The 26055-nt window shown below is 67.0% G+C and carries 20 protein-coding genes; 9 read left to right on the top strand and 11 right to left on the bottom strand.

What is annotated here, in order from left to right:
• Positions 1-86: 86 nt before the first annotated feature.
• Positions 87-1289 carry a PP2C family protein-serine/threonine phosphatase gene (locus Q9G87_RS00950; RefSeq protein WP_305914217.1) on the bottom strand — a complete coding sequence of 401 codons (1203 nt, stop codon included), beginning with the start codon at positions 1287-1289 and terminating at the stop codon, positions 87-89.
• A 462-nt stretch (positions 1290-1751) separates the two neighbouring features.
• On the opposite strand from Q9G87_RS00950, the gene Q9G87_RS00945 reads away from it, so the two are divergent.
• Positions 1752-5930 carry a HAMP domain-containing protein gene (locus Q9G87_RS00945; RefSeq protein WP_305914216.1) on the top strand — a complete coding sequence of 1393 codons (4179 nt, stop codon included), beginning with the start codon at positions 1752-1754 and terminating at the stop codon, positions 5928-5930.
• A 3-nt stretch (positions 5931-5933) separates the two neighbouring features.
• On the top strand, positions 5934-6563 hold the full coding sequence (locus Q9G87_RS00940; protein WP_305914215.1) for a response regulator: 630 nt from the start codon (positions 5934-5936) through the stop codon (positions 6561-6563).
• A 135-nt stretch (positions 6564-6698) separates the two neighbouring features.
• Here the strand turns inward: Q9G87_RS00940 and hisS are convergent, their stop codons facing one another.
• The 3 genes from hisS to Q9G87_RS00925 all read right to left on the bottom strand — a co-directional run bounded on the left by hisS (position 6699) and on the right by Q9G87_RS00925 (position 10028).
• Entirely contained in the window at positions 6699-8015 is a 1317-nt protein-coding gene (gene hisS / locus Q9G87_RS00935) for a histidine--tRNA ligase (RefSeq protein WP_305914214.1), read from the bottom strand.
• 100 nt (positions 8016-8115) lie between these two features.
• Entirely contained in the window at positions 8116-9102 is a 987-nt protein-coding gene (locus Q9G87_RS00930) for a DUF6687 family protein (protein ID WP_371825727.1), read from the bottom strand.
• A 281-nt stretch (positions 9103-9383) separates the two neighbouring features.
• Positions 9384-10028: a dTMP kinase gene (locus tag Q9G87_RS00925; RefSeq protein ID WP_305914212.1), complete on the bottom strand. Its 645-nt coding sequence runs from the start codon at positions 10026-10028 to the stop codon at positions 9384-9386.
• Between the two features lie 101 nt (positions 10029-10129).
• Here Q9G87_RS00925 and Q9G87_RS00920 point away from each other — a divergent pair, with 101 nt between their 5' ends.
• Positions 10130-11179: a phosphoenolpyruvate carboxykinase (ATP) gene (locus Q9G87_RS00920; RefSeq protein WP_305914211.1), complete on the top strand. Its 1050-nt coding sequence runs from the start codon at positions 10130-10132 to the stop codon at positions 11177-11179.
• Here Q9G87_RS00920 and Q9G87_RS00915 read toward each other — a convergent pair.
• From Q9G87_RS00915 to Q9G87_RS00885, 7 genes are all read right to left on the bottom strand, one after another.
• Positions 11128-11715 (bottom strand): ATP/GTP-binding protein, encoded by a 588-nt coding sequence (locus Q9G87_RS00915; RefSeq protein ID WP_305914210.1) that lies wholly within the window; start codon positions 11713-11715, stop codon positions 11128-11130. The genes Q9G87_RS00920 and Q9G87_RS00915 overlap by 52 nt on opposite strands.
• Positions 11702-12691, bottom strand: a complete 990-nt coding sequence (locus Q9G87_RS00910) for a Gfo/Idh/MocA family protein (RefSeq protein ID WP_305914209.1) — start codon at positions 12689-12691, stop codon at positions 11702-11704. The genes Q9G87_RS00915 and Q9G87_RS00910 overlap by 14 nt, the downstream gene beginning before the upstream one ends.
• A gap of 7 nt (positions 12692-12698) precedes the next feature.
• A complete protein-coding gene (locus Q9G87_RS00905; RefSeq protein ID WP_305914208.1) occupies positions 12699-14087 on the bottom strand; it encodes a B12-binding domain-containing radical SAM protein in 1389 nt (462 codons plus the stop codon).
• Positions 14088-14096: 9 nt separating this feature from the next.
• Positions 14097-15257, bottom strand: a complete 1161-nt coding sequence (locus Q9G87_RS00900; RefSeq protein ID WP_305914207.1) for a radical SAM/SPASM domain-containing protein — start codon at positions 15255-15257, stop codon at positions 14097-14099.
• A gap of 10 nt (positions 15258-15267) precedes the next feature.
• Positions 15268-15555 (bottom strand): PqqD family protein, encoded by a 288-nt coding sequence (locus tag Q9G87_RS00895; RefSeq protein ID WP_305914206.1) that lies wholly within the window; start codon positions 15553-15555, stop codon positions 15268-15270.
• Between the two features lie 10 nt (positions 15556-15565).
• Positions 15566-16291, bottom strand: coding sequence for a 2OG-Fe(II) oxygenase (locus tag Q9G87_RS00890; protein ID WP_305914205.1), 726 nt, complete (start codon positions 16289-16291; stop codon positions 15566-15568).
• A gap of 73 nt (positions 16292-16364) precedes the next feature.
• Positions 16365-18200, bottom strand: coding sequence for an AfsR/SARP family transcriptional regulator (locus Q9G87_RS00885; protein ID WP_305914204.1), 1836 nt, complete (start codon positions 18198-18200; stop codon positions 16365-16367).
• Between the two features lie 312 nt (positions 18201-18512).
• Here Q9G87_RS00885 and Q9G87_RS00880 point away from each other — a divergent pair, with 312 nt between their 5' ends.
• The 6 genes from Q9G87_RS00880 to Q9G87_RS00855 all read left to right on the top strand — a co-directional run bounded on the left by Q9G87_RS00880 (position 18513) and on the right by Q9G87_RS00855 (position 26001).
• The gene (locus Q9G87_RS00880) at positions 18513-19070 is read left to right on the top strand and encodes a class I SAM-dependent methyltransferase (RefSeq protein WP_305914203.1); all 558 of its coding nucleotides are present in this window, start codon (positions 18513-18515) and stop codon (positions 19068-19070) included.
• 159 nt (positions 19071-19229) lie between these two features.
• Positions 19230-21014 (top strand): ABC transporter ATP-binding protein, encoded by a 1785-nt coding sequence (locus tag Q9G87_RS00875; RefSeq protein WP_305914202.1) that lies wholly within the window; start codon positions 19230-19232, stop codon positions 21012-21014.
• Positions 21011-22792, top strand: a complete 1782-nt coding sequence (locus Q9G87_RS00870; RefSeq protein ID WP_305914201.1) for an ABC transporter ATP-binding protein — start codon at positions 21011-21013, stop codon at positions 22790-22792. Before Q9G87_RS00875 ends, Q9G87_RS00870 begins: the two co-directional genes overlap by 4 nt.
• Before the next feature lie 3 nt (positions 22793-22795).
• A complete protein-coding gene (locus tag Q9G87_RS00865; RefSeq protein WP_305914200.1) occupies positions 22796-24148 on the top strand; it encodes a condensation domain-containing protein in 1353 nt (450 codons plus the stop codon).
• Positions 24120-24293 carry an acyl carrier protein gene (locus tag Q9G87_RS00860; RefSeq protein WP_305914199.1) on the top strand — a complete coding sequence of 58 codons (174 nt, stop codon included), beginning with the start codon at positions 24120-24122 and terminating at the stop codon, positions 24291-24293. The genes Q9G87_RS00865 and Q9G87_RS00860 overlap by 29 nt, the downstream gene beginning before the upstream one ends.
• 67 nt (positions 24294-24360) lie before the next feature.
• The gene (locus tag Q9G87_RS00855) at positions 24361-26001 is read left to right on the top strand and encodes an AMP-binding protein (RefSeq protein WP_305914198.1); all 1641 of its coding nucleotides are present in this window, start codon (positions 24361-24363) and stop codon (positions 25999-26001) included.
• Positions 26002-26055 lie beyond the last annotated feature (54 nt).

The following is a 26055-nucleotide window of genomic DNA, read 5'->3' as shown; positions in this document are numbered from 1 at the left end:
CTTGACCGTCGGGCCTGACCGCTGTCACGATCGCGCGCACCGCCGTACATCGGGAGGTCCTCATCGAGCACCACGCCGCCCACGCGTCAGCGTGCGCGCAGCACCACGATGGCGAGGTCGTCGGCGCTCGGCTCGGAGGCGAACTCGGCCGCGCCCCTGCGGATGCGCTCGGCCACCGCCCTGGCCGACAGCCCGGCGCACTCGGCGAGCAGCTTGGCCAGGCCGCCGTCGTCGTCGAGCAGGCGACCGCCGGAGCGCCGCTCGGTCACCCCGTCCGTGACGGCCAGCAGCACGTCGCCGTGGGCGAGATGGAGGGTGTCGGCCTCGAACACGACCTCGTGGAAGACCCCGAGCAACGACTGCGGCGTGGTGACGGTCTCGACCTTGCCGTTCGGCTTGAGCCGCAGCGCCTCGGGATGCCCCGCCGACACCAGGCGGACCTCCAGGCCGGTCTCCACGGGGGTGATGTCGCCGTGCAGCAGCGTGAGGAACCTGGCCCGCTCCCCCTCCTCCAGGATCGCCTGGTTGAGCCGGCCGAGCACGGCGGCCACCCCATATCCCTCCCGCGCCAGCAGCCGCAGCGTGTGCCGGGCGAGGCCGGTCACAGCCGCGGCCTCCGGGCCGGTGCCGCAGACGTCACCGATCGCGAACCGCCACGAGTCGTCGCCCGCCTTGAACAGGTCGTAGAAGTCGCCGCCGACCTCGTTGACCTCGCCGGCGGGCTCGTAGATGACGCCGTAGTCGAGCCCCGGCACGTCGGGCTCGTTGGGCGGGAGCAGGCTGCGCTGCAGCGCCCGGTTGGCGGCGGCCTGCTGGGCGTAGAGCCTGGCGTTGTCCATGGCCAGCGCGGCGCGCCTGCCGATGTCGTCGGCGAACTGGATGACCTCGTCACGGAACCGGTCGGGCCGGCCCAGGCACATCATGCCGAGGCTGCGCCCGCGCGCCGTCAGCGGCACCGCCAGCACCTGCGAGTCGGCCAGGTGAAGGGTGGAGGTGACGCTGGTGCCGGCGGCGCCCACGTCCATGTCCGCCAGTTGCTCGCGCAGCCCGTCGATCCTGGCCTCGTCGGCATGCCACAGATAGACCAGCCGCAGCGGTCCGGCGGCGCCGTCGGAGGTGTAGACAGCGCACCAACTCGCCAACCTCGGCACCACAATCTGGGCGATGATCGCCGGCACCATGTCGGGGTCGAGAGTGCCTGCCAGCAAGTCGCTCGCGTCAGCCAGGAACCCCAGCCAATGAGGTCCGGTGGACCTCTCCTCCAGCCATTCGGCTGCGACCCTGTCCACGGAGCCAGGTAGCGTGAGCCTAGCCCAATGGACACGGGAATCGCCCGCGAAGGTGACTCCCCACTCTTCGACGTTCGAGGAAGGAGCTTTCGGATCACTCTGGGAGACGCTTCGTTGCCGGAATTCGATCTGTACGGCGTCCCCGAAATGCTTCCAAATGACCTCAAATGGCTCGTCAGCGACCTGCTCGGCCAAGTCCCCTGCGACTTGCTCGGCAGTATGGAGCACGCCACCAGTGGCCCACGCGGTCATCACCTCACGCGTGAACCTCATCGCAGCCGTCACAGCGGTCTCGCCGGGCGCGAACGTCGCGGCCAGCACCGCATGGGGAGAAGCAGTCATCCCACCGTGCCTACCACACTTCCCACTGACTTGGGGTAAATCCAAGGACAGGACTACGAGCTACTCATCGTGACAGACTTGAATCACTCGCCGAGGCAGGCAGCGAGTGAAGGAGGCCCCATGACCACGGCCAAGGCCGCGCTAAGCCCCGAGGAGAGGACGTACACCGAATCGGATCTCGTGCCCGTCCTGGAGACCCTTTTCTCTTGGCGTGACGGTGACTTCCGGCGTCGGGTGCCTCATGCGCCTCCCGGCATTCTCAGCGAGATACGGCTGCTGCTCAACGAGGTGGCCGATCGTCGCGAGCATCTGTCCAACGAGCTCGTACGCGTCCGTAAGGAAGTGGTCAAGGAGGGCCGGTTCAGCGAGCGGCTGACGCCCGGCCCCGGCGTGGGCGCGTGGGCGGAGAGCGTCGAGTCGGTCAACCAGCTGATCGAGGCCCTGGTGAGCCCGGTGAGCGGCGCGGCCGATGTGATCGACGCGGTCGCCAAGGGCGATCTCTCGCGCCGCATCGACCTCGACCGGTCGGCCCGTGGCGAGGTGCGCCGCCTGGGCAAGGCCATCAACGGCATGGTGGATCAGCTGGCGCTGTTCAACTCCGAGGTGACCAGGGTGGCCCGCGAGGCCGGCACCGAGGGCCGCCTCGGCGGCAGTGCCAACCTGCGCGGCATGTCGGGCAGCTGGCGCGACCTCACCGAGGCCGTCAACACGATGTCCTCGCGTGTGGCCGCCCAGGTGCGCGACATCGCGGTCGTGACCACGGCGGTGGCCAAGGGCGACCTGAGCCGCAAGGTGACGGTCGACGCCGTGGGCGAGATGTTCGAGCTGAAGAACACCGTCAACACGATGGTGGACCAGCTGTCCGGCTTCGCCGAGGAGGTCACCCGCGTGGCCCGCGAGGTCGGCACCGAAGGCCAGCTCGGCGGCCAGGCGCAGGTCACCGGCGTGTCCGGGGTCTGGAAGGACCTCACCGACAACGTCAACTTCATGGCCAACAACCTGACCTCTCAGGTGCGCAGCATCGCGACCGTGGCCACGGCGGTGGCCCAGGGCAACCTGTCCAAGAAGATCACCGTCGACGCCCAGGGCGAGATCCTCCAGCTGAAGGACACCCTCAACACGATGGTGGACCAGCTGTCCTCCTTCGCCGACGAGGTCACCCGCGTGGCCCGCGAGGTCGGCACCGAAGGAAAGCTCGGCGGCCGCGCCGAGGTGAAGGGCGTGTCGGGCGTCTGGAAGGACCTCACCGACAACGTCAACTCCATGGCCAACAACCTCACCTATCAGGTGCGGAACATCGCCCAGGTGACCACGGCCGTGGCCAATGGCGACCTCACCCGCAAGATCGACGTGGACGCCCAGGGCGAGATCCTGGAGCTCAAGTCGACCATGAACACGATGGTCGAGCAGCTGTCGTCGTTCGCCTCCGAGGTGACCCGAGTCGCCCGCGAGGTGGGCACCGAGGGCCAGCTGGGCGGCCAGGCGCAGGTCCGCGGCGTGTCCGGGGTCTGGAAGGACCTGACGGACAACGTCAACTCGATGGCCAACAACCTGACCTCTCAGGTGCGCCAGATCGCGGCCGTCTCGTCCGCGGTGGCGCAGGGCAACCTGTCGAAGAAGATCACGGTCGACGCCCAGGGCGAGATGTTGCAGCTCAAGGACACCCTCAACACGATGGTGGACCAGCTGTCGTCCTTCGCCTCCGAGGTGACCCGAGTCGCCCGCGAGGTGGGCACCGAGGGTCAGCTGGGCGGCCAGGCGCGGGTGCAGGGCGTGTCCGGTGTGTGGAAGGACCTCACCGACAACGTCAACTTCATGGCCAACAACCTGACCTACCAGGTGCGCAACATCGCCGAGGTCACCACCGCGGTCGCCAACGGCGACCTCATGCGCAAGATCGACGTGGACGCCCAGGGCGAGATCCTGGCACTGAAGACCACCATCAACCGCATGGTGGACCAGCTGTCGTCCTTCGCCTCCGAGGTCACCCGAGTCGCCCGCGAGGTGGGCTCTGAGGGCCAGCTGGGCGGCCAGGCCCGGGTCGAGGGCGTCGAGGGCACGTGGAAGCGGCTCACCGAGAGCGTCAACGAGCTGGCCGGCAACCTCACCACCCAGGTGCGTGCGATCGCGACCGTGACCAGCGCCGTGGCGCGCGGCGACCTGACCCGCTCGATCGCCGTCGAGGCGCAGGGCGAGCTGGCGGAGCTGAAGGACAACATCAACTCGATGGTGGCCAACCTCCGCGAGACCACCCAGGCCAACCAGGAGCAGGACTGGCTCAAGTCCAACCTGGCCCGCATCTCCCGGCTCATGCAGGGCCACCGCGACCTCTACGAGGTGGCCAAGCTGACGATGAGCGAGCTGACGCCGCTGGTGTCGGCCCGCTACGGCGCCTTCTACGGCATCGATCCCGAGGGCGACCACGAGCTGGTGCTGATCGGCGGCTACGGCGTGCGTCCCGACCGGGCGCCGCGTCAGCGCTTCGCGATCGGCGAGGGCATCGTCGGCCAGGCCGCGGCCGAAGGCCGGCCCATCGTGCTCGACGACGTGCCGCCGCAGTTCATCACCATCGACAGCGGGCTGAGCCAGTCCACGCCCGCGCAGATCGTGGTGCTGCCGATCCTGTTCGAGAGCCGCGTGCTCGGCGCGCTGGAGCTGGCCTCGTTCACCCCGTTCGGCGAGGTGCACCTGGACTTCCTGCGGCAGCTCGTCGAGACCATCGGTGTCACGATGAACACGATCATCGCCAACTCCCGCACCGAGGACCTGCTGACCGAGTCGCAGCGGCTCACCCGCGAGCTGCAGGAGCGCTCGGACGAGCTGCAGCGCCAGCAGGAGGAGCTGCGCAGGTCCAACGCCGAGCTGGAGGACAAGGCGGCGCTGCTGGCCAAGCAGAACCGCGCGATCGAGATCCAGAACTTCCAGATCGAGCAGGCCCGCCGCACACTGGAGGAGCGCGCGGAGCAGCTCGCGGTGTCCTCGCGCTACAAGTCCGAGTTCCTCGCGAACATGTCGCACGAGCTGCGCACGCCGCTCAACAGCCTGCTGGTGCTGGCCAAGCTGCTGACCGAGAACGCCGAGGGCAACCTGACCTCGCAGCAGGTCGAGTTCGCCCGGACGATCCACAGCGCAGGATCCGCGCTGCTCCAGCTGATCAACGACATGCTCGACCTGTCGAAGGTCGAGGCGGGCCGGATGGACATCCACCCCATCCAGGTGTCGCTGCCCAAGATGGTCGATCTGCTGGAGGCGGCGTTCGCGCCGCTCGCTCAGGACAAGGGCCTGTCGTTCAGCGTGGACGTCGAGTCCGATGTTCCCAACGAGTTGCGCGCCGACGAGCAGCGGCTGCAACAGGTGCTGCGTAACCTGCTGTCCAACGCGGTGAAGTTCACGCCGCGCGGCGAGGTGAAGCTGCGGGTCGCGGTGGCGCCGCCCGGGGTGGACTTCGACGACAACACGCTGCACGACGCCAGGGACCTGCTGGCGTTCCAGGTGATCGACACCGGCATCGGCATCGCGCCCGACAAGCGGGACGTGATCTTCGAGGCGTTCCGGCAGGCCGACGGCACGACGAGCAGGAAATACGGCGGCACGGGCCTGGGCCTGGCCATCTGCCGGGACATCGCCAGGCTGCTCGGCGGCGAGATCCACGTGGACAGCGAGCTGGGCAAGGGCAGCACGTTCACGCTCTACCTGCCGGCCTCGTACACCGGGCCGCTGGCCGCCACGGACGGGAGCGCGGGACGCCGGCAGCTCATGGCCTCGCCCGCGGACGAGCCTGCCACCGTCACCGTGCCCGAGCCGCCGATGCCGCTCGATCTGCCGATGCCCGAGCTGGTCGAGCCGCCGATCGAGACGCCTGTCCAGTGGCAGGGTGACGACCCGCTCAGCGGCGCGAAGATCCTCATCGTGGACGACGACATCCGCAACGTGTTCGCCCTGACCAGCGTGCTGGAGCGACACGGCTCTACAGTCGTCTACGCTGAGAACGGCCGGGAGGGGATCGAGCAGCTCGAACGAAACGAGGACGTCGCGCTCGTGCTGATGGACATCATGATGCCGGAGATGGACGGCTGGGCCACGACCTCGGCGATCCGGCGCATGCCGCAGTTCGCCGACCTGCCGATCATCGCGTTGACGGCCAAGGTCATGCGGGGCGACCGGGAGAAGAGCATCGCGTCGGGCGCGTCCGACTACGTGCCCAAGCCGGTCGACGTCGACCGCCTGCTCGAACGCCTGCGCGGCTGGCTGAGCCGCGGCCGAGGGGCCACTTCTGACTCGTCAGCCGAAGGGTCGTGATCGATGGCGGAGCGAGCGAAGATCCTCCTGGTAGACGACCGCGAGGAAAACCTCATCGCGCTGGAAGCCATCCTCAGCTCGCTCGACCTGGTGCCGGTGCGCGCCCGGTCGGGCGAGGAGGCGCTGAAAGCACTGCTCAACACCGAGTTCGCGCTCATCCTGCTCGACGTGCGGATGCCGGGCATGGACGGGTTCGAGACGGCTGCGCACATCAAGCGGCGCGAGCGGACCAGGAACATTCCGATCATCTTCCTGACCGTGGTGGACAGCGCGCCCGACTACGCCTTCCGCGGCTACGCGGCAGGTGCGGTGGACTATCTGACCAAGCCGTTCGACCCGTGGGTGTTGCGGGCAAAGGTGTCGGTGTTCACCGAGCTCTACAACATGAACAAGCGGCTGGCCGAGCAGGCGTCCCTGCTCCGCGACCGGCTCAGCGGCGAGCTGCCGGCCGGGGCCGGTGATCAGGCGTCGGTGCTGCCGGAGCTGTCGCGGCGGCTGACGGCCGTGGAGGATGAGCTGGCCCGGATTCGGGAGCTGGCCCGCAAGTCCCAGGACCCGGCGCTGGCCGCGCCGCTCTCGGACCTCACCGACCGCCTGACGCATTTGCGAGCCGGCTTCGACGCCCTGTCCTGACGTGCCGCATCCCCGGACGCACCCCGCGTCCGGGGATGGCGCATGGGACGACCATCCGGTCGTCGGCGTCCCCTAGGGGCCTCGCGGCATGGCGAGGCCGGTCCGTCGCTCGCGGGACCGTCAGGCCGGAGGTTGTCAGATCGTGGTCCTGTCAGGCCGCGGGCTGCTGAGTATCTGGGCGACCGCGGCCACGACCTCCTCACGTGGGACCGTCTGCTGCTCGCGACCGGCGAGGTCGCGCACCCCCACCATGCCGCGCTGCCAGTCATCGGGCCCCACGATGACCCCGGCCCTGGCACCGCTCCTGTCCGCCCGCTTGAGCTCCTTGCCCAGTTTGCGGCTCTCCAGCGGGACGACCGTGCGGTAGCCGGCCGCCCGCAGTTCGCCGGCGATGTCCCTGACCACGGGGAGCAGTTCCTCTTCGACGGGCATCACGGCCACATCACACTCGGGCTTGGGCGTAGGCAGCAGACCATGCGTGTCGAGGAAATCCATCAGCGTCACATCGCCCATGCCGAATCCGATGCCCGGGATGCGCTGGTCGGAGAAGAGCCCCACCAGATCGCTGTATCGGCCGCCGCCGAACAGCGATCGGCTGTTGGCGGGGTTCGTGTCGAAGACCTCGAACACCGTGGCGGTGTAATACTCGAACGCGCGCACGATCGATGGGTCGAACACCACCAGATCGCGCCCGGGCCCGGCGAGAATCCTGGCCAGCGGTGACCGCTCAAGCGTCTCGGCCGGCATTTCTGGCAGCAGGCTTTCGTCCGACTTCAGGGCCACCTCGATGCGCTCGAACTGCTGCTCGGAGATCTCGAGTTGGAGCGCGCTGTCCAGGAGCTGCTCCCTGGGGTATTTGGCCCAGCGGTCGAGGATCGAGGAGACGTCGCGGACCTTCTCGTGGGGGATCCCGATCACGTCGACGAGCAGGCTCTCCAGGAGGATGCGGTCGTTGGCGCGCAGCACGTACATGTCCCTGGTGGCGCCGAGTGAGGCCATCATGTCGTGGATGACCTGGAAGATCTCGATCTCGCAGTTGGGGCTGTCAGAGCCGAAAACATCCACGTTGATCTGCCAGTGCTCGCGCACGCGGCCGCGCTGTGGCCGCTCGTAGCGGTGGCAGTTGACGTGGGAATACCACCGGACAGGGAACTGGAGCTCGCCGGCGTGCCCGGCGATCATCCTTGCCACTGACGGCGTCATCTCCGGGCGCAGCGCGAGCCTACGGCCGGCACGGTCGGTCAGGGAGTAGAGCTGCTGGTCCGCGATCTCCCTGCCTGACTTGGCCTCGTATATGTCCGCCGATTCCAGTATGGGCCCGTCGTAACGTACGTAGCCGTAGCGCTCTACGGCCTCGTAGAGGCGGGAGAAAACCTGCTGGCGCACCGACATCTCATCCGGAAGGAAGTCTCGGGTGCCCCGATAGGGCGCGGTCGGCAGGAATCGGCTCACAGGACAACGATCCTTCCATGATCATTCAGGCGGCCGGGACATGACGCGCACCCAGCGGAGAAACGCTCTCAAGGCTACCGAACTTCCTTGCGCCGTCTGGCTATGCTCGGTCGAGGTCGAGAAGTTCCTCGCAGATGACCTGCTCCACGGTCTCGACGGGCAATGCGCTCGCCCCTCGCGGCTCCTTGTACGAGACAACCCTCGTCTCGCCCTTCCCCTCGGCGGAGAACAAGATGGCGGGCGTCCACGTGGTGACCGCCCACGCCCCGTCACCTGCGGGCTCCAATTCGTTCAGCCGATCGGCGGTTCGTGTCATGCGGTGCTTGGGACTCGATGCGCGCGACACGATGTCGTACCAGAGGAACTCGCGGTAGTGCAGCACGTAGGAGGTGCCGCCCGGCACGGATACAGCCTCGAGTATCCGATGGCCATTGCAGAACGTGTTCCTGGCGAAATGATCGAGCCTGTCCGAGCTCTCGATCGTGGACATCCGCGCCTCCGGCCATTCGCGCACGCGTACACGACCATCGTTCAGCCAACCCAGGCGCCCGACGATCTTCTCGTAACGCTCGCCCCACAATTCCTCGTAATCCGAGACGTCGTAGAGCAGGCCGGGTAGCCGGGCGAGGATTTCGTCGCTGGCTCGCTGCTCGAATTCCACGGTCGAGGCGCCGGCCGGCTCCACCCTGAAGGGAGATCGCTCGGGGTCGGCGAAGGCCTGGATGGTGAGGTCGAGTTTGACCGCGTCCGGATGGGTGAACTCGTAGAAGTCGCCTGCTTCCGCACACGCGATCAACGCTGCGGCGTGCTCGGCCGCCGATTCCGGATTGAGCACGACCCATGCGGCGAGCAGGCCGTCGGTGTCGTAATGGTCATTCGTCACTATTTCCCGCCCGCGAACCCATTCCGAATGGCCGGGGTCGGCGATGAAACGGAGCGCGATCTCGACGCTCAGATCCGCCTTCAGATGCTTGGGGGTCCTGTTTCCCGGCCAATGGCTCAACTGCAGGCCGCGGCCCGCTTCATTTCCGTCGACCAGGATCTTGTCGATTTCGGCGAGCTCAGGAGTGTATGCGAGATACTTCATGAGGGCCAACCTAGCGCCTGGCCGCAGTGGTGAATGACATGCTCAGGCACCGCTACAACGCCGCTCAAGCCGCACTCAATTACCGCGTCGCTAGCATGTTCGCACTACTTAACCGGCGAATGGGAAAGTGATTGACTCTGCATGCCAATTCCTGAGCCGTGGATACGGTCAGCCTCGAGGGCCGAGTTTTCCGTCTGGTTTCAGCGCGGAATTCGAGCGGCCCCGGCATGGGACGAGGTCGGCCGTCGGCAGCGCACTGGGGGGGGCCGCGTCCGGATCGGTCACAGAGCCGGCATCACCCCGGTCGCCACGACTCGGTCACGAACCTGCTCGGGCGTGAGGCCGGTGGTGTCGAGGCGGGGTCCATCCGCGCCTAGCGTGTCGAACGCCTCGCACAGCCATCCCCTGAGTGCGCGGAATTCCCGCTCCCGCGTGGGCACGTGACCGCGATGCGTGACGCGGCGGCTGTGCTCGGCGTGGTCGACGTCCAGGAGAATCGTCAGGTGCGGACGGACCTTCCGCGCCGCCAGCAGCGTCAGCTCTGCCGCCGCCGACACCTCCAGGCCCGCTCGACGCAGCTGCGCGTACAGAGACAGGCGCAGCCGGTCGGCCAAAAGGATGACCGGTCCGCCGCGCCCCAAGCGGCCGATGACCCGGCAGCGGCCCGCCGTACGCGCGCAGAACAGGAACGCGGCCTCCAGCGGTTCGAGACGCGCGGGCATGGCGCGCATGAGGTCGCCGACGAGTTGCATCGGCTCGTCAGGCACGGATTCGGCCGCGGCCACGTCCACACAGCGCGCTCCCGGTCCCGACGCCGCGACCAGCGCCCGGATCAGTGTGGACTTGCCCGCGCCGGACGGCCCCTCGACTTCGACCACAGCGGCGCCTGAACCGCCCACATACGTCAGGAGATCTGCCAATGACATCGCCTTCCTTCGAATCTGCGGAAGTTTTCGGACTCTCCAGCGGCCCCGCAACGGCGAACGTGGAATCGGCGCTGGCGAGCGTCCTAGAGCGAGCGGGGAGCATGGTCAGCCCGATCTACCGGCTGGGCGCGCCACACGATGCGCCGGGTGTGACGGTGCGGGTCGCGCTGCGCGCGATGCCGAGCGTGGATCCGGGCACGCTGGCCGACTGTTGGCGGTTGCCACGGCTGAGCATGGGCCCTTCGAGCACAACGTACGTCTGTGTGGGTCACCAGGCGGGGGCCGTGCGGTGGCTGCGGCAGCGGGAGAACGACGCCGCGGCAATGCTCATCTCCGCCGAGCCCGAGCGCGGATTGGTGGAGCTCGAGGTGTACGACGAGTCGACCGAGACCATGCGTGCGATCAGCCGGATGCTCATGTACGTGATAGGCGGCCAGCTTGAGGCGGCCGGCCTGCCCGCGTTCCACGCCTCCGGCGTGGCACGCGATGGCGCGGGGGTGCTCATCATGGGCAAGGCGGGCAGCGGTAAGTCCACGTTGGCCTTCCAGGTATGCACGCTGGTCGGCTGGGATTTCCTGGCCGAGGACATGGTGCACATCTGGCGCAGGGACGCGGGCGGCCCGCCCTTGATCGCCGGCTGGCCCAAGCGGGTGGCGGTGAGCGCGACCGCGCTGGTCGAGCATCCGCAGAGAAGCGTCATCGAGCGGGCGTCGTTGCGCTGGCACAAGGGACCTGTCGGCCCACTGGGCGGTGCGGACGTGCTGCCCTGGGGCGCTGAGCACCGCAGCAGGGTGTATTTCGACCTGGAGGAGTTCTTCCCGCTCACCCGGGTCCACGGCGTTCCAGAGGCCGAGCTGGTCGGCGTGGTCCTGCCGGTCGCCGAGCGTGAGCGAGCAGGCTGGCGCATCGATCCCGTGACCCGGCCGAGCTGGCACACTGACCCCCACTGCCTCGCCGATACCCGGCAGCGCAAGCACGGCATCGACTTCCTCGGCGTGCTCCCTCGCCGTCCCACCGACAGCGCCGAGAGGAGCCGCACCATGGCGCTGGTGCAAAAGGTGCCCTGTGTGCGCGTGGCGTACGGGCCCGACGTGAACCGTCACATGACCGCCTTCTGGGGCGAGGTCGCCGACCGTCTGAGCGGCGCCTGACCGGTCTCCGCGCACCGCGCGCGCACCCATCCGGCGCGCTCCCACACGTCTCCTGCGGGCACCTCGTACACGGGCATGCCCAGCTCGGTGTAGAGCCGCCGCAGCTCGCACACGAGACGCTCGCAGAACTCACGCTCGCCGGCGCGTAGCGTCGACCCCCACTCGCGCCCGTGCGGCAGGACCAGGAAGACTGCGTCATAACGCGTCGCGCGACAATGATCTCGTTCCGCGTCACTCAGCGGCCACGGTCCTAGTTCTGCGTAGGCGAGGTAGTCGAGGCACCCTCTGTCGAGGAACACCGTGCCACCACTCGCACGCGCGCGCTCCTCTCGCATCCGGTGCAGTTGCAGGCACCGGCTCTCGAAGTCGTCGCGGTCGAGTGGGAAGGGATCACCCGCGGCTTCCATCAGCAGCCGTACGTCCTGCGCGGCCTCCCTCACTACCCGCTCTCCCTGATATTCCATTGCTCGGATCAGCGAACTCTTCCCGACGCCGTGAGCGCCGGTGAACACGAAGCACCTGTCAGCATGATCCATTGAGGCGGCCCCAAGGTTTGAAGCGCGGCCGGAGCCAGCGCGTCCGGGCGTCGGCATCGACGAGGTCGTAGACGCCGACCAGGGTCTCGCTGAGCCGCACCAACTCGGCCGGGGACGGGCCCCACACCTGCTCGCCGCGCCAACCGATGAGCAGGTCATCGACTGGGCGGCGTACCGGCCTGGCCGCCAGGCGGGTGCGGCGGGTTCCCGCACGCACCTCAGCGGTGTCGGGCCCGAGGGTCGCCTGTCCGCGGTCGCCGGTCACGCGGATCTCCCACCGCTCTTCACCGCCCTTCCCCTCGGCACGCACGCTCGCGGTCGCTCCGTCACCGTTGCGCATGAGCAGATCGAAGCCGACCTCGGCACCCCGCGCGTTGAACTCCATCCGGCACCCAGGCAGCGGCCGTACGGGCCCCATAACCCAACTGAGGGCGTCTAGGACGTGGCTGCCCGTGTCGACGAGAAGTCCCTGTCTGCGCCCGGCACGAGCGCGGTACGTCGGCGCGCCGGGCGCGTAGCGCTCGAGGTAGGGCCCCACCCACCGCGCGTCCACTTGCCGGATCGCACCGATTGCGCCGCCATGGACCGCCTCGACAGCCTCCCGCACGTGGGCGAGATACCTGCGGTTGAACGGTGCCAAGACGCCGCGCGACACTTCTTCCACGAGCGGCAGCTCGCTCGCCGAGCGCGCGACCGGTTTCTCTGCCATGATCCGCAGCGAGCGCTCCCGGCAGGCCAGGACGATGGGCAGCGTCGCCGCCGGCGGCACGGCCACGACCACAGCGTCACAACATTCGGCGTCCAGCAGCTCCGTGACGGACCTGAACACCCGTGGCACCCCGAAACGGCCGGCCAGCTCGGCCGCGCGCGATCGGGTGCGCGAGCAGACCGCGGTGAACTCCAGCTCGGGGCTCGTCACGATGTCGAGCGCGTGGGAAAGCCCGGCGATGCCGGAGCCGACCAGTGCGACCCTCATGGCCGACTCAGCCGCTGAGAATGGGAAGGTGCCGCTGGACCTTATCGGCCGCCGCGTCCCATTCGGCCCTGGTCGGCTCCAGCCGCTCCATCACCTCGGGCCTGCGGAAGCCGTCGCCGCAGAACTCGTCGTAGCAGCGGTGCACCCAGTCCCTGATCTCCTCCTGGCTGAGGTTCTCGGTAGCGCAGACGGGCAGGTCAAGCCAGCTCGTCGTCTCATACCAGTAGGGATCGGGGATCGCGATGCCGTAGCGATCCGGGTTGCGGTAGACGTCCGTACCGGGCCGTGGCTCCATGACGTTGAAGGTGGCGACCGTGGGGTTGATCAGCCGGATGAAGTCGAGCGTTGCGGCAAGCGTCTCGTGGGTGTCGCCGGGTGCGCCCACGATGAAGGAAGCGTGCAGTTCCAAGCCGTGCGCCATGATGCGGTTGGCCGTCTTGTAAAGCCGCTCGGGCGAGGTGCCCTTCTTCACCAGCCGAAGCGTCCGCTGCTGTATCGACTCGTACCCAACGAACACGCGGTACGCGCCCGCTTCCCGCATGGCGTCGAGCACCTGCGGCCGCGCGTCCTGCGCCCGCATGTTGCTGGTCCAGGGGATACGCAGGTCGCGCCGGACGATCTCCTCGCAGATCGCGATCGCGCGGCGGGGGTCTCCTGAGAAGGTGTCGTCGCCGAAGAACACCGAGCTGAAGCCCAGATCGATGACCTGCTCCAACTCGTCGCAGACGTGCTTGGGGCCGTTCCATCGCGCGGCGCGGCCCGCCGCGGTGGTCGAGCAGAAGGTGCAGCGGCTCGGGCAGCCGCGCGCGGTCATCACCACGGTCTCATAGTCGTAGTGCGCGTATCGCTCCATGTCGAAGATCGACCGGTCGGGCATGCCGTACTGGTCCAAGTCGAGTGAGGGCGGATCTGGAGGGGTGGTCCGTATCGCGTCGCCGTCGCGGTACACCAGTCCGGGCACCGCACCCAGTACCGTGGTGTCGCCTCCCGCGCCCAGTGCGCTCACCAGCTCGACGATGCTGTGTTCGGCGTCGAAGAGCAGCACGAAGTCGACGTCGCGGTGGCGGCTGAGACACTCCGGGCCGATGAACGAGGTGTGCGGACCACCGAACACCACTGGCGTGCGGGCGTCCCACTCCTTGACGACCCTGGCGATCTCCAACGCGTGGTAGTAGCTCTGCGCGACGCTGGTCACACCGACCAGGTCGGGCCGGTAATCGTCTAGGTATGTGGCCACCACCTCGGGCCGGTTCCCCTCAAAGGGCAGGTCGGCATGGATCACGTCGTGCCCGTTCGCCTTCAGCGCGTTGCTCATGTAGCCGTAGCAGAGCGGCGGGTGGAGCAGCAGGGTGAGCGGGTCGTGCGTGTAGTGAGGGTTGACGAACAGCACTCGCACCTTGGTCTCCTACGTGTCGCTGTTCGCCCGCCGCCGCGGCAGGCCGAGAAATGTCCCGGGCGCCCTGTCGGGCTCCCGTTGTGGGATGCCCAGAGAGCTCTCCTCCAGCCTGTGCGGATCGGCGTCCACAAACCGCTGGGCGCCGCAACGCTCGTCGTACTTGCCGTTGTAGTGGAAGGCCTTGCAGCCGCCCATGCACCCAGGCAAGGCATCGCAGGAGGAGCAGGGCCCGGTCGGCGGCTCCAGCGTGTCTGAGTATTTGGCCACCAGCCGATCCCAGATGGCCCAGAACGGCTCGTCGCGGACGTTGCCGACGCTTTCCTCGATGAAGTTGCAGCCGGACACATTGCCGACCGGGTCGATCGACACCATGCTCGTGCCGACGTTGCACAGATTGGCGCCGATGAACGTGGCACGCCATTCCGGGTCGGCGATGCGGTCGTCAAGAAGCGTCAGCATGAACGGGTCGTGGGTATAAACGTCGATGACACCGCGGTGCGAGACGATCAGGTCGTACAGCCTGCGGCTCACCTCCCGGTAGCGCGGCCACACTCTGCGGTCGAAGACGCTGGTCCTGTTGTACCGGTTTTGCATGAAGCTGATCGCGTCGACCCCGTGGCCGACCGCGAACTCCACGATGTGCTCGACGTCTTCGTAGTTGTGCGTGTCGATCGTGGTCGACAGGCCCACGGTGTCCACGCCTGCCTCCTTGAGGAGGGTAAGCGCTCGCAGCGCGACATCGAACGCGCCCTTCTTGCCGCGCACGTCGTCGTGGATTGCCGGGTCGGTGCTGTCCAGCGAGACCATGGTGCGGTTGATCCCGCTGGCGACCACCTTCGCCGCGTCGGAGGCGCTGCGCACGTAGTAGCCGTTGAGCATGAGGGTCTGGTAGAAGTCGCGGTCTCGGAACAGCGCAGCCACGTCGTAGAAGTCGCGGCGGATCATGTTCTCGCCGTGCGAGTAGACGAGCGCTCCGCTGCCCGCGTCGTACAGCTCTCCGGCGAGGCGCTCAAGCTCGGCGAACGTGAACTCCTCGCGGTCCCTGCGGTAGAGGGCGTAGCAGTGCGAGCACTTGAGGTTGCACCGGTAGGTCAGGCCAAGCTGGACCAGGATCGGGATCTTGGTCTCCGGGAGCTGGTAATCGGCTGCGTTCGTCAGCGTCGTCGACACGGGTGCTCCTTCAGCTCGTGACGATTCGCAGCAGTCCGGCCTGCTCGAGGTCTGTGACCAGCGCCGTCGAATCCTCAGCGATCATCTCTGGGGACGCGTCGTATTCCGTCGCCAAGTCCTGGATCAGTTCGGAGAAGCTCCGCGCATCATCACGCAACGAACGAACTACGGCAGAGGCGGTCTCGTTCAGCTCGTACATCACGCCCTTGTCGCGGTCGAACAGCATGCACAACGTGCCATTGGTCTCGCGGAAGACGACGTGGTCGGCGATGCTCAACCGCGCGGCATAGTCAATCACGGCTTACTCCTTAGTCGGGGAAGGCGCTGCGCCCGTAGATCGTGGTGATCGAGTGCCGTGGGGCGCCGCTCACAGGCTCGACGGAGTGCGCGTACTCGGTGCTCAGCTTGATCAAGAGGATGGAGTTGAAAATCGGCGTCAGGATCTCCGCGTCGGGCCGGACCTCCCAGTAGTGAAGGTCGATGGGGCAGTCAGGCGGAGTCGGTGCCGGGCGCTTCCGCACCACGCGCCCTACTCGGGTCTCTCCCCCCTGGCCCTGCCGCCATCCAGGAGTGAGGTTGTAGGCGACGGAGAAGGCATGGACCGGGTTGGTCATGTCGTCGTGCAGGCAGATTCGATCGCCGGCCTCCAGGCGGTACGCCGTAGGAGGTCGCAGGAAGCACACCTCGGTATCTGTCACGGCGGACAACCACTCGATGAACCATGGGGACTCGAACACCGTGAGCGCCTCGTAGGCCAGGTCATTGGTGGCCGCAGCAGGTTTGCGCAGCAGCGGGCCGAAGTACGGGTCGCCGACCGGGCGGGCGCCCCGCCACAGCCGCGTCAGTTCGCCGTACTCCACCCTCTCGTATTCCAGATGGGTCTCCAGCTCGTGGCACAACGCCTCGGCGGCCTCGGGAACCAGGAAGTCCGTCACCCTCAGGAACGCCCGGTCGCGCAGTGCGCCGGGCTGGACGCGGTCGACACCCTCCCCCACGAGCCGGGGCCCACGGGGGAGGCGTTGGCGGACGACCATGCTCAGCAGTGCGTCCTGACGTTGCGAGCGCGCCACTGCGGCCTACGCCATGCCCTCTTCTTCGTCGTCGGTGTCATGGGGCCTCCTTATGAGAACCAGTCGATTTCCGGCAACTGGGCCAAGCTTGGCAAAGGTCACGGGCGCCGGACTTGAGCGCACGTTGAGCGGGGCTGGAGTGCTGCCGGTCGCCATCCCCGTCTATCGCTACCAAGAGCCTGAGCAGCGGGTGAACGGAGTACCTCGGCGCGTTCTCCCCCGCCTCCTGACCTGCCTCGATCAGGTGACGCTGCACCAGCGCACCGAGCATCTCTGACCTGTCCTCGCCTGCGGTGAGCTCGTTGGCGCCGAACTCTTCTCCGAGGCTCGTGGCGTGACGGAACAGGTGTATCTCGGGACCACCGCACCCGGCCAGTCCGCCGGAGAGAACCCGTCGCAAATCGATGTCGCCCACCGACAGGTCGGCGAAGAGCTTGACAGGATCGCGCATCCTGCCGGCGAAGAAGGCCATGCTCCAGTCAGGGCGGGCGGCCAGTCTGGCGCCCGCCAGACGAAGCGCTAGAGGCAGCCCGCCGCAGGCCGCCACGACCTCGTCGGCCGCGTCCGGCTCGGCGGCGATGCGACGCTGCCCGACGATGGTCCGCAGCATGGCGAGCCCGTGGCGATGCGGAAGCATGCCTACAGTCACGTGCGCGCCGTCCAGCCCCGGTAGGCGTCTACCGCCGGTGACCAGCGCCGCGCATCCCGAGGTGGCAGGAAGCAGCGGCCGCACCTGAGCCTCGTCGAGGGCGTCTTCGAGCACCACCAGGACCCTGCGCCCGGCGATCAGGGACCGGTAGTGCTGGATCCTGCCGCTCAGGTCTGCCGGTAAGGCCGCCGTCTCGCTTGTGTACGAGCGGATGATACGACCAAGTGCCTCGACCGGTTCGAGCGGCTGATCGGTGGCGCCGAGATCCAGGTACAGCACGCCGTCGGGGAACTCGGCCGCAATCGCGTGCGCGAGTTTGACCGCCAGAGCGCTCTTGCCCGCGCCAGGCATGCCGGTCAAGAATGCCGCAGGAGCCGACAACGTGTTCCGCCCGAGCAGGTGCTTGTGCAGGCACTCGATCTCCGTTTCCCTGTTCACCAGCTCGGGCACGGCCGGCGGGAGCTGGAACGGCCGCAGGGTGCCCGGGTGCAGGATCGAGAGCGAGGTACGCTGCGGCGGATTCCAGTCGAGCGCGGGGTCGGCGGCCAGGATCGACTGCTGGAGCGACTGGAGTGCGGGCATCGGCTCGAGCCCGGCCTCGTTGCGCAGCAGTTGGTAGGTGTCCTGGTACTCCTGCAGGGCCTCGGCGGGCCTCCTCAGGCGATACAGGGTGAGCATCAACTGGGCGCGGAGCGTCTGGCTGAGAGGGTAGCGCTCCACCAGCTTGCGCAGCTCGGGCAGGAGCTGCGCATGGCGCCCCAGGGTGAGCTCAAGCTCGGCCCACTCCTCGGTGACCGCCAGGCGGTACTCCTCGAGGCGGCGCCCGTCGGCCGAGCTCAAGATCTCGGACTCCACGTCCGCGAGAGCGTCCCCGCGCCACAGATCGAGCGCGGTACGCAGTGTCACAGCGGCGTCCTGCGCATGCCTGTTCACCAGGTTGCCTCTCGCCTGCTCAACAAGGCGTTCGAACCTGTGGACGTCGAACCGCTCGCGATCGATGTCCAGCATGTAGCCGCCCGAGCGTGAGGTCAGCATCGTCGCGCCGCAATCACTGTGCAGGATTCCACGCAGCTTGGACAGGTAGGTGTGGAGGGTGACCTTGGCGGCGCGCGGTGGCGCATAGTCCCACACGATGTCGACGAGGTCGTCCACCGACAGTGCCCGGTCCAGGTTGAGTAGTAGGGCCGCCAGGACAGTGCGCTGCTTCGCCGCTGTGATCGGCACCGGCCCCTTTGTCTTCCACACCTCGAGCGGGCCCAGAATCCTGAATTCGAAACCCTCAGGTCGCATAGGCGCAGGAGTTTTCCATGGCGCGGTATGCACCGGGTATGTGCGCGTCGATGCCGGGGCTTGCTCAAGTCGCGCTCAATGATCACTCAGGGCTGCTCCCGACATCCAGCGAAAGACTCCCCTACGAGCAGATGAAGCCTAGAAGGGACGCCCTGATTGGACTGCCGGAGCTACCCGCTCACCCCTGATCACGAATCGTATTTCGCCTGGCTCAATGACTCCCAGGTCGTCATTGACGGCGAGGGCATGCGCTTCGATGACGAGCACGTGATGTTCTTCGCCGAACAGGAGCTGATGGCACGCCACGCGGCAGCGCTCATCCCGGCGCCCGGCGCCGGGGACGTCCTCGAAATCGGCTTCGGGCTCGGGGTCTGCGCGCTGGAGATCAACCTCCGGGCGCCGCGCACGTACCTGTGCGTCGAACTCCATCCGGTCGTCGCGCGCATGGCCGGGCACATCTTGCGTGCCTTCGGCCACCCCTGTGAGGTCATCCAGGGCCCCTGGCAGACCAGTCTGCCCGCCAGGCGCACCTTCGACGCTGTCATGGTCGACTCCTTTCCCCCGCCCGGCTGGGCCGATGAGGACTTCCTGGTCTTCGTCGAGCAGGCCGTACCCGAGATCCTCCGTCCCGGAGGCCGGTTCTCCTTCTTCTGCTGCGGCGACGAACTCAACCCCGTCCGGCGTGCCGCGCTCGACCGGACGTTCTCCCAGGTGAGCGTGAGTCCTCACACGATTGGCGGGACGATGCCCACAGCCTGGTCGTTACCCTCCAATCAATTCCTGGTGCACGCCTGCCTACGGTGATCCTCCCTGCGTGTGAGACGTTCACGCAGATGCGCGCAAAGTACGTGAAGCCTGACGGTGAGGCCCAGGAGGCCTTGGAGCCCAGCCCCCATGATGACGAGCGATATCCCTGACCCTCGGTTCGATGCCGGCGCGCTGCGTCCTTCCGCATTTCGCAGGTTGATCGACGAGCGGGTCAGGCTGATGCGGCTTCTCCCCTTGGCCGGTTATGGCTCGCTGGCCGGTCTGCTGGTGCTGGTGGTGCTCATCGTCCTCAGCGGTCCCGCCCTCGCATTGCTGATCGGTGCGCTGGTGTCGGGAGCCGTACGAGGTGAGAACGTCGCGTGGGTGCTGGCCGGGCTGCTTGGCGTGTTGCTCCTCAGCCGTCTGGCGCGGCCGCTTGGTGACTTGGTGATGACAGCCGCGACCCGCCGGATCGATGGTGCTCTGCGGGCTGTCCTCCGCCGTACCGCGCTCGGCCCGAGCACCATCGCCCACCTGGAGGAGGCCGATTTCCAGGACGACGCCCTGCGCGCCAGCGAGATCGGTGAGGGCGGGTGGGTGCGCTCGGCCGGCACCGCCGCCTACTCCAGCGTGCTGCTGAGCGGGCGGGTGCTCGCCGCGGGCGGTTCCGCTCTGCTGATCGCCGTGTGGTTTCCCCGGCTGGCGCTTTTCTTGTTCGCGGCTTCATTGCTCAGCCGGGCGCTGCAGCGTCGCCAGTGGACCTTCTTCGTTGCTTTCGGCGACCAGTTGAGCGGTGGCCAACGGCGGCTGGATTACCTCGACGAGTTGGCCGCTGGGCTCGAGGCGGCCAAGGAAATCCGGCTGTTCGGCCTGGCCGACTGGCTGGTCATGCGCCGGGCCAGCGCGCATTGGGAGCTTCGCTCGCCGATGTGGGCGTTGCGCCGCAGCATCCTGCGCCGCCAGGGGCTGGCAGTGCTGCTGTCGGTGATGTGCGCCGCGGGCGCGTTTCTGGTGCCCGGCATCGCCGCGGCAAGCGGGACAATCAGCGTGGCGACGCTGGCCACCTGCCTGGTGGCGGCCTTCGGCATCTTCGAGATCACCTTTGTCGGGAGGGAGACGTTTGACATCGAGTACGGCAAGGGCGCGGTGGAGGCCGTGGACCGGCTTACTTCCCGGTACGGCATACGGCATGACTCCGGAGCGGCGAAGCTTGCCACGATCAAGACTCCTGCGATCTGTTTCGACCAGGTCGAATTCCGTTATCCGCGAAGCGAGCGGCCCATTCTGCACGGTCTCGATTTCACGATCAGCCCGGGGGAGGTCGTGGCCATCGTCGGCGTCAACGGCGCAGGCAAGACCACGCTCACCAAACTGTTGGCCGGTCTCTACGAACCGACAGCGGGCCGGATCCTCGTGGACGGGCACGATCTGACGATCTGCGATGTCGAAGCCTGGCGGCGGCGGCTCAGCGTGGTTTACCAGGATTTCCTGCGTTATCCGGCGACCGTTCGGGACAACGTCATCCTCGGCGCCCCTGAGCACCCGGCTGACGACACCGCGGTCCGCGAGGCAGCCCGCCGGGCCGGCGCCGACTGGGCGGGTTTGCCGGATGGTCTGGACACCCAGCTGTGGCGTACCGGCAGCGGTGGCCGGGACCTGTCCGGCGGGCAGTGGCAGAAGCTGGCCATCGCTCGTACGTTGTATGCCACCGCACATGGCCGCGATCTGATCATTCTGGACGAGCCTACGGCCGGCATGGATGTCAGTGCGGAGATCGAGTTCTTCGAGAAGGTGGTCTCCGTGGCCAGGGCCGACGGGGTGTCCGTCGTGTTGATCTCGCACCGGCTGTCCACGATCCGGAACGCTGACCGCATCGTTGTCCTGGAGGGCGGCCGTATCACCGAGTCCGGCTCCCACGAGGCACTGCTCGCCCATGGCACCGGCACGTACGCACGGCTCTGGCGGCTGCAGGCTTCCCGATTCGAAGAGGCCGCCCCGTGAAAGACCGAGCGGTCGTCTACCGCCACATGTTCGGGCTGTCCTGGCGGGTCGCCCCAGCGGTCACCGTCGTCAACATCGTGCTGATCGCGCTGATGTCGGGAGCGGTCGCCCTCACCGCGGCCGCCCAGCGTCTGCTCATCGACGGTGCGAGCTCTGGGACGACCACCGCCATCGTGGTCGCGGCCGCTTTGGGGGTGCCGGCCCACGCGGGCACCTTCTTGATGGCACGTATCCAGGGTGAAGTGCGGCAGGATCAGATCGTGCGGGTGGCCCGCGAGCTCGACCTCGAGGTGCTCACTCTCGCCGCCGGCATCCCCACCCTGGAACACCTCGAGCGGCCGGACTTCCTGGATCGGGTCACCAACCTGCGCCGTGGCACGATGGCGCTGGCCGCCTCGGTATGGTCGGCCGCCTCCTTCGTCGGAGCCCTGCTCAGCCTGGGGGCAAGCGTCTGGTTACTGACCGGGGTACATCCCGCGCTGCCGCTGCTGACGGCCTTCGCTGTACCTCTGCTGCTGCTCACCAACCGCGGCAACAGGCATCGGCGGCTGGTGCGCGACCGCACCGGGGAGAGCGAACGCCACGAACGCTCTCTGCACGAGCTGTGCCTGCGTCCCGATCCGGCGAAGGAACTGCGGATCGCGGGCAGCGGCCCCCACCTGTCCCTTCGCGCCAGCCAGTTGTGGGACGACACTACCCGGCAACTCACCCGCGCTCGCGCGGTCGCCACCGGTTATGAGGCCATCGGCTGGCTTGTGCTGCTCGCCGCGCTCGGCACGGCCCTCGCCTTCACGCTGAGCCTGTACACCGAGGGCCGGGCGAGCATCGGGGACGTCGTGCTGCTCACCACTCTCGCCACCGCCCTCAGCGGGCAGATCGAGCGCATCGTCGTCGGCTTCTCGACCGTGACCGACGCCGGTCACGTCACCGACCACTACCTGTGGCTCAAGGAGTACAGCAAGGCACGGTCCATGGTCGGTAGAGCTGCCCCTGAGCGGCTGGTCACCGGGATCAGCCTGCGCGGGATCACCTTCTCCTATCCAGGTACGTCGACCCGTGTGCTGGACGGGATCGACCTGGACCTCCTGGCGGGCAGCACCGTCGCCTTCGTCGGCCTCAACGGCGCCGGCAAGACCACCATGATCAAACTGCTGACTGGACTGTACCGCCCCGAGGCGGGCACCATCACCGCGGACGGCGTGCCGCTGACGGACATCGGCCCGCGGCGATGGGCCGACCGCTGCGCCGGCGTCTTCCAGGACTTCGCGAGGCTCCAGTTCCTGGTCCGCGAGAACGTGGGGGTCGGCGACCTGCCCCGGCTGGACGACACCGGCGCCATCGTCGACGCTGTCAGCCGCGCCGGTGCCCGGCCGGTGGTCGACAACCTCCCCGAAGGGCTCGACGCCCAGCTCGGCACCCTTTTCCAGGGGGTGGACCTTTCCTACGGTCAGTGGCAGAAACTCGCTCTCGCGCGGGGCATCATGCGGAAGCGGCCCTTGCTGCTGATCCTGGACGAGCCCACCTCGGCCCTCGACCCGCAGGCCGAACACGAACTCTTCGAGACCTTCACCGCCCAGGCCCGGGACGCCGCCGCGCACGGCGCGGTCACTGTGATCGTGTCGCACCGGTTCTCCACGGTGAACATGGCTGACCACATCGTGGTCATCGATGGCGGGCGCGTCCTCGAGCAAGGCAGCCACACCGACCTGCTCGACGCCGACGGGCTTTACGCCAAGCTCTACACCGCCCAGGCCCACGCCTATGCCAATCAGGATTGATCTATGCAGGTAATCGCGTTCGACGGCTCGGATGACAGAAGCGGACCACTGTCCTGGTCACAGAAGTCCATGTGGAACAACATTCAGCGGCTGGCGTCGAATGATCAGCACTTGAACCAGCTCATCCACCTCGTCTTGCCACAGCCCGTGTCGATGGAACGAGTTTCGGCGGCACTCCGGACGATCCTGCGTCGTCACGAATCTCTGCGGACCACCTATCCGCTGGGTCCGGACGGAGTGCCGGTGCAGAAGGTGCGAGGGGGCGGCGAGGTCTCGGCTCATCTGTACGACCAGGAGTCACCGGACCTGGGAGAGCGCTTCGACGTGGCGAATCAACTGCCGCTGCGTCTCGCTCTGGGTCTGCGAGGAAGGCTAGTCGATCGCGTGAACCTATGCCTTTCCCATATGGCAACAGACGCCTATTCGAACCGAATTCTACGCGCCGAACTGAAGATTTTACTGTCCGAATCAAGCGATCATCGCACACTTCTGGAAGAGCCTACGGCGCAACCGTTGGACATCGCGCACGCCCAGCAGGCGGCGAGCGCCGACCAGCGATACCAGGAGACGTACGCCTACTGGCGTGAAGTGATGACGCAGGCCCCCGATCCACCCTTTGACATCCAGCCGAGAACACCGGCGTCGCCGCGCTTCTGGCACGGTCGCTACCTCTCCGGAGAGATGTACGAAGCTTCGCGGGCCTTGGCGAAATACGCACGCATGAGCGAGTCTGCGATAATCCTCGCCGCCCTGCTCGAGCCACTCAGCAATGAAATGCGATACACCCGCTTTCCGCTGTGGATCAGATCCAGCAACAGATTCAGACCGGAGGTCAAGAGATCGGTCACCTACCTCTGCCAGAATGTTCCGGTCGTGGTCGACGTGGCGCCGTCCGAGTTCCTTGAGTTCGCCGGACGCGTACATCGAACAATAATGCAGGCGTACCGGCACGGCGAATACGATCCGGATGTCGCGACGAGTATCCTGCCGGGCGGCGTCCACTATCAAGCGATGACATACAATGCCGTCGCCCGTCCACGTACCCCGACGTCGACGAATACGAAACAGTTTCAATGGATCGAGAAGTTCGAGCACGAGAAAATACTCCTGTTCGCCAACGCTTTTCTCGGTTCTGGCATAAGTCTGCTCGCGGACACCGCGATACTCTCCCCGGATCAACTGGAATCCTGCCTGCGCCGAGCGGAACGAATAATCGTCTCGGCAGCGGCCGCCTCCCTCCAAAAAAACTGGCGTACCCGACCGATAGAAGGCCGCTTCATTGATGAACGAGCGTCAACTGGAATTGCTCAACAAATGCGCCGCCATCATGGGATTGGACCGGATCCATCCTCATGACGACTTCTTCGGAGTGGGCGGCGACTCGCTCGACGCCGTCGAGATGGCCGAGATGCTGACCGCGGAACTCGGCCGGAACGTCGGCATGGAAACCGTTATCCAGAGCCAGACCTTCGCAGAAATGCTTGCCACCGTTGACAACTGATGTTCCCACAGCCGGACAACAGGACTCGACCTCGTCCCTCCTGCGCCTCCTCACGAGAGGAGAAGCAGTGGAGCGACTGCGCTATGTTCACCCCCACACCAACGGAAGCACTCGCGAATTGACGGGAGCGCACTTATCCCAGCTCGTGCCGGTGGCCGGTGCGTGTCTGCAGAGACTCGTCGAACCACCGGAAGACGCCCCGGACGAAGACCGACTCGTCTGCCTGGTGATCCGCGACCCGCTGCGCTTCATCACCGGATTCTTCGCGGTCATCCAGGCCGGAATGGTGCCGGTGCCGGCACCGAGCCGGCCGTATGCGCACCGAGGGCATCACCAGCGCCTGCTCAGCATTCTCACGGCATCGAACCCGGCCGCGCTGCTGACCGACGAACCTGAGATGTCGGCGATTCCATTCTTTGACCGGCCGGTCCTGCTGGTCGATGCTCTGCTGGGCGAGCAGGGGAGGACCCTCCTCCCAGCCGACCACGTCGAGCGCTCCACGGCATATGTTCAGTACACCTCCGGCTCAATCGCGGCGCCCAAGCCCGTTGCGCTCCGGCATGAGCATGTACTGGCCCAGCTCGCGCAGGCCGCAGAAGCGTACGAAGACAGTTCGGACAACGTTTCTGTCAACTGGGTTCCGCTCTATCACGACATGGGCCTGGTAACCAGCGTGCTTCGCCCCTTGTGGTCAGGTCACGTCTCAGTTCTGTTGGACCCCTTTGATTTTGTTAAAGATCCCGCACTCTGGCCACAGGCCATGACGCGATGGCGCGCCACCCACACATCCGCGCCTGATTTCGGCTATGCGCTCTGCGCGAGAAAGGTGAGCGACGTCCGGCCGTTTGACCTCAGTCCGTTGAGAGTCGCCCGTTCGGCAGGTGAGCCGGTGCGCGGCAGCACCATGCGCGCGTTCACCGACCGCTTCCAGCCCGCGGGCTTCGACCGCCGGGCGTTCAAGCCCTCTTACGGCCTGGCGGAAGCGACATTGACCGTCACAACGTGCCGCCCCGGTGAATCGTTCAGGACACTGTGGGTCTCCGCCGAGCGTTTACGTCAAGGTCATGTGGTCCCCGTGCAGAGCACCGAGGGTGCCACCGAGGTGACGTCCTGTGGGCGGCCGCTTCAGGGAACCCGGGTGGAGGTCATCGATCCCGACACCGGCCGCCCACTGGCTGCCGACAGGGTGGGAGAGATCTGGATCGCCGGCCCTCAGGTGCGGCCGTCAGCGGATGGCGCGCACGAGATCGACAGAACCCCCGGCCACCGTACGGGAGACATGGGTTTCTGGCATGAGTCCGAGCTCTACCTCATCGGGCGGGCGAAGGAACGCTTCCAGGTCGCGGGACAGAATTTCTACAGCGTGGAACTCGAGGTCGCGGCCGGTGCCGCCCATCCACGGCTCAGGGCAGGGCGGACAGCGGTATTCCTCGGCCGGCTCGAACAGTGGCCGTCGCCCGCACCGGTGGTCATGGCGGAATGCAGCGACGCGGACGAACTTGACGAGCACACCGGCGCGGAGATCGTCAGATCGATCATTGCTGCGCTCGGTCACGATGCCGGCATCTCGGCGCACTGCGTCTTGCTTGTCCTGGCGGGGACTCTCCCGGTCACCACCAGCGGCAAGATCCAACGGGAACGGTGCCGGGTCATGTTCGAAGACAACACGGTGAAACCCGTCTACAGATACCAGCGAGGACACCATTGACCAGGACCGCAGTTCCCCCTTGGGCGCACCTGCTTCCCGCGAATCTGCCGGATA

The sequence above is a fragment of the Nonomuraea turcica genome (assembly GCF_030718205.1).
GTDB lineage: Bacteria > Actinomycetota > Actinomycetes > Streptosporangiales > Streptosporangiaceae > Nonomuraea.
This window is presented reverse-complemented; position numbering and strand designations above follow the sequence as displayed.

Coding starts and splice junctions, on each gene's coding strand:
- Q9G87_RS00945 (WP_305914216.1), top strand. CDS start 1,752: ATGACCACGGCCAAGGCCGCGCTAAGCCCCGAGGAGAGGACGTACACC.
- Q9G87_RS00940 (WP_305914215.1), top strand. CDS start 5,934: ATGGCGGAGCGAGCGAAGATCCTCCTGGTAGACGACCGCGAGGAAAAC.
- Q9G87_RS00930 (WP_371825727.1), bottom strand. CDS start 9,102: ATGAAGTATCTCGCATACACTCCTGAGCTCGCCGAAATCGACAAGATC.
- Q9G87_RS00925 (WP_305914212.1), bottom strand. CDS start 10,028: ATGTCATTGGCAGATCTCCTGACGTATGTGGGCGGTTCAGGCGCCGCT.
- Q9G87_RS00920 (WP_305914211.1), top strand. CDS start 10,130: ATGGTCAGCCCGATCTACCGGCTGGGCGCGCCACACGATGCGCCGGGT.
- Q9G87_RS00915 (WP_305914210.1), bottom strand. CDS start 11,715: ATGGATCATGCTGACAGGTGCTTCGTGTTCACCGGCGCTCACGGCGTC.
- Q9G87_RS00910 (WP_305914209.1), bottom strand. CDS start 12,691: ATGAGGGTCGCACTGGTCGGCTCCGGCATCGCCGGGCTTTCCCACGCG.
- Q9G87_RS00890 (WP_305914205.1), bottom strand. CDS start 16,291: ATGGTCGTCCGCCAACGCCTCCCCCGTGGGCCCCGGCTCGTGGGGGAG.
- Q9G87_RS00880 (WP_305914203.1), top strand. CDS start 18,513: ATGCGCTTCGATGACGAGCACGTGATGTTCTTCGCCGAACAGGAGCTG.
- Q9G87_RS00865 (WP_305914200.1), top strand. CDS start 22,796: ATGCAGGTAATCGCGTTCGACGGCTCGGATGACAGAAGCGGACCACTG.
- Q9G87_RS00860 (WP_305914199.1), top strand. CDS start 24,120: ATGGGATTGGACCGGATCCATCCTCATGACGACTTCTTCGGAGTGGGC.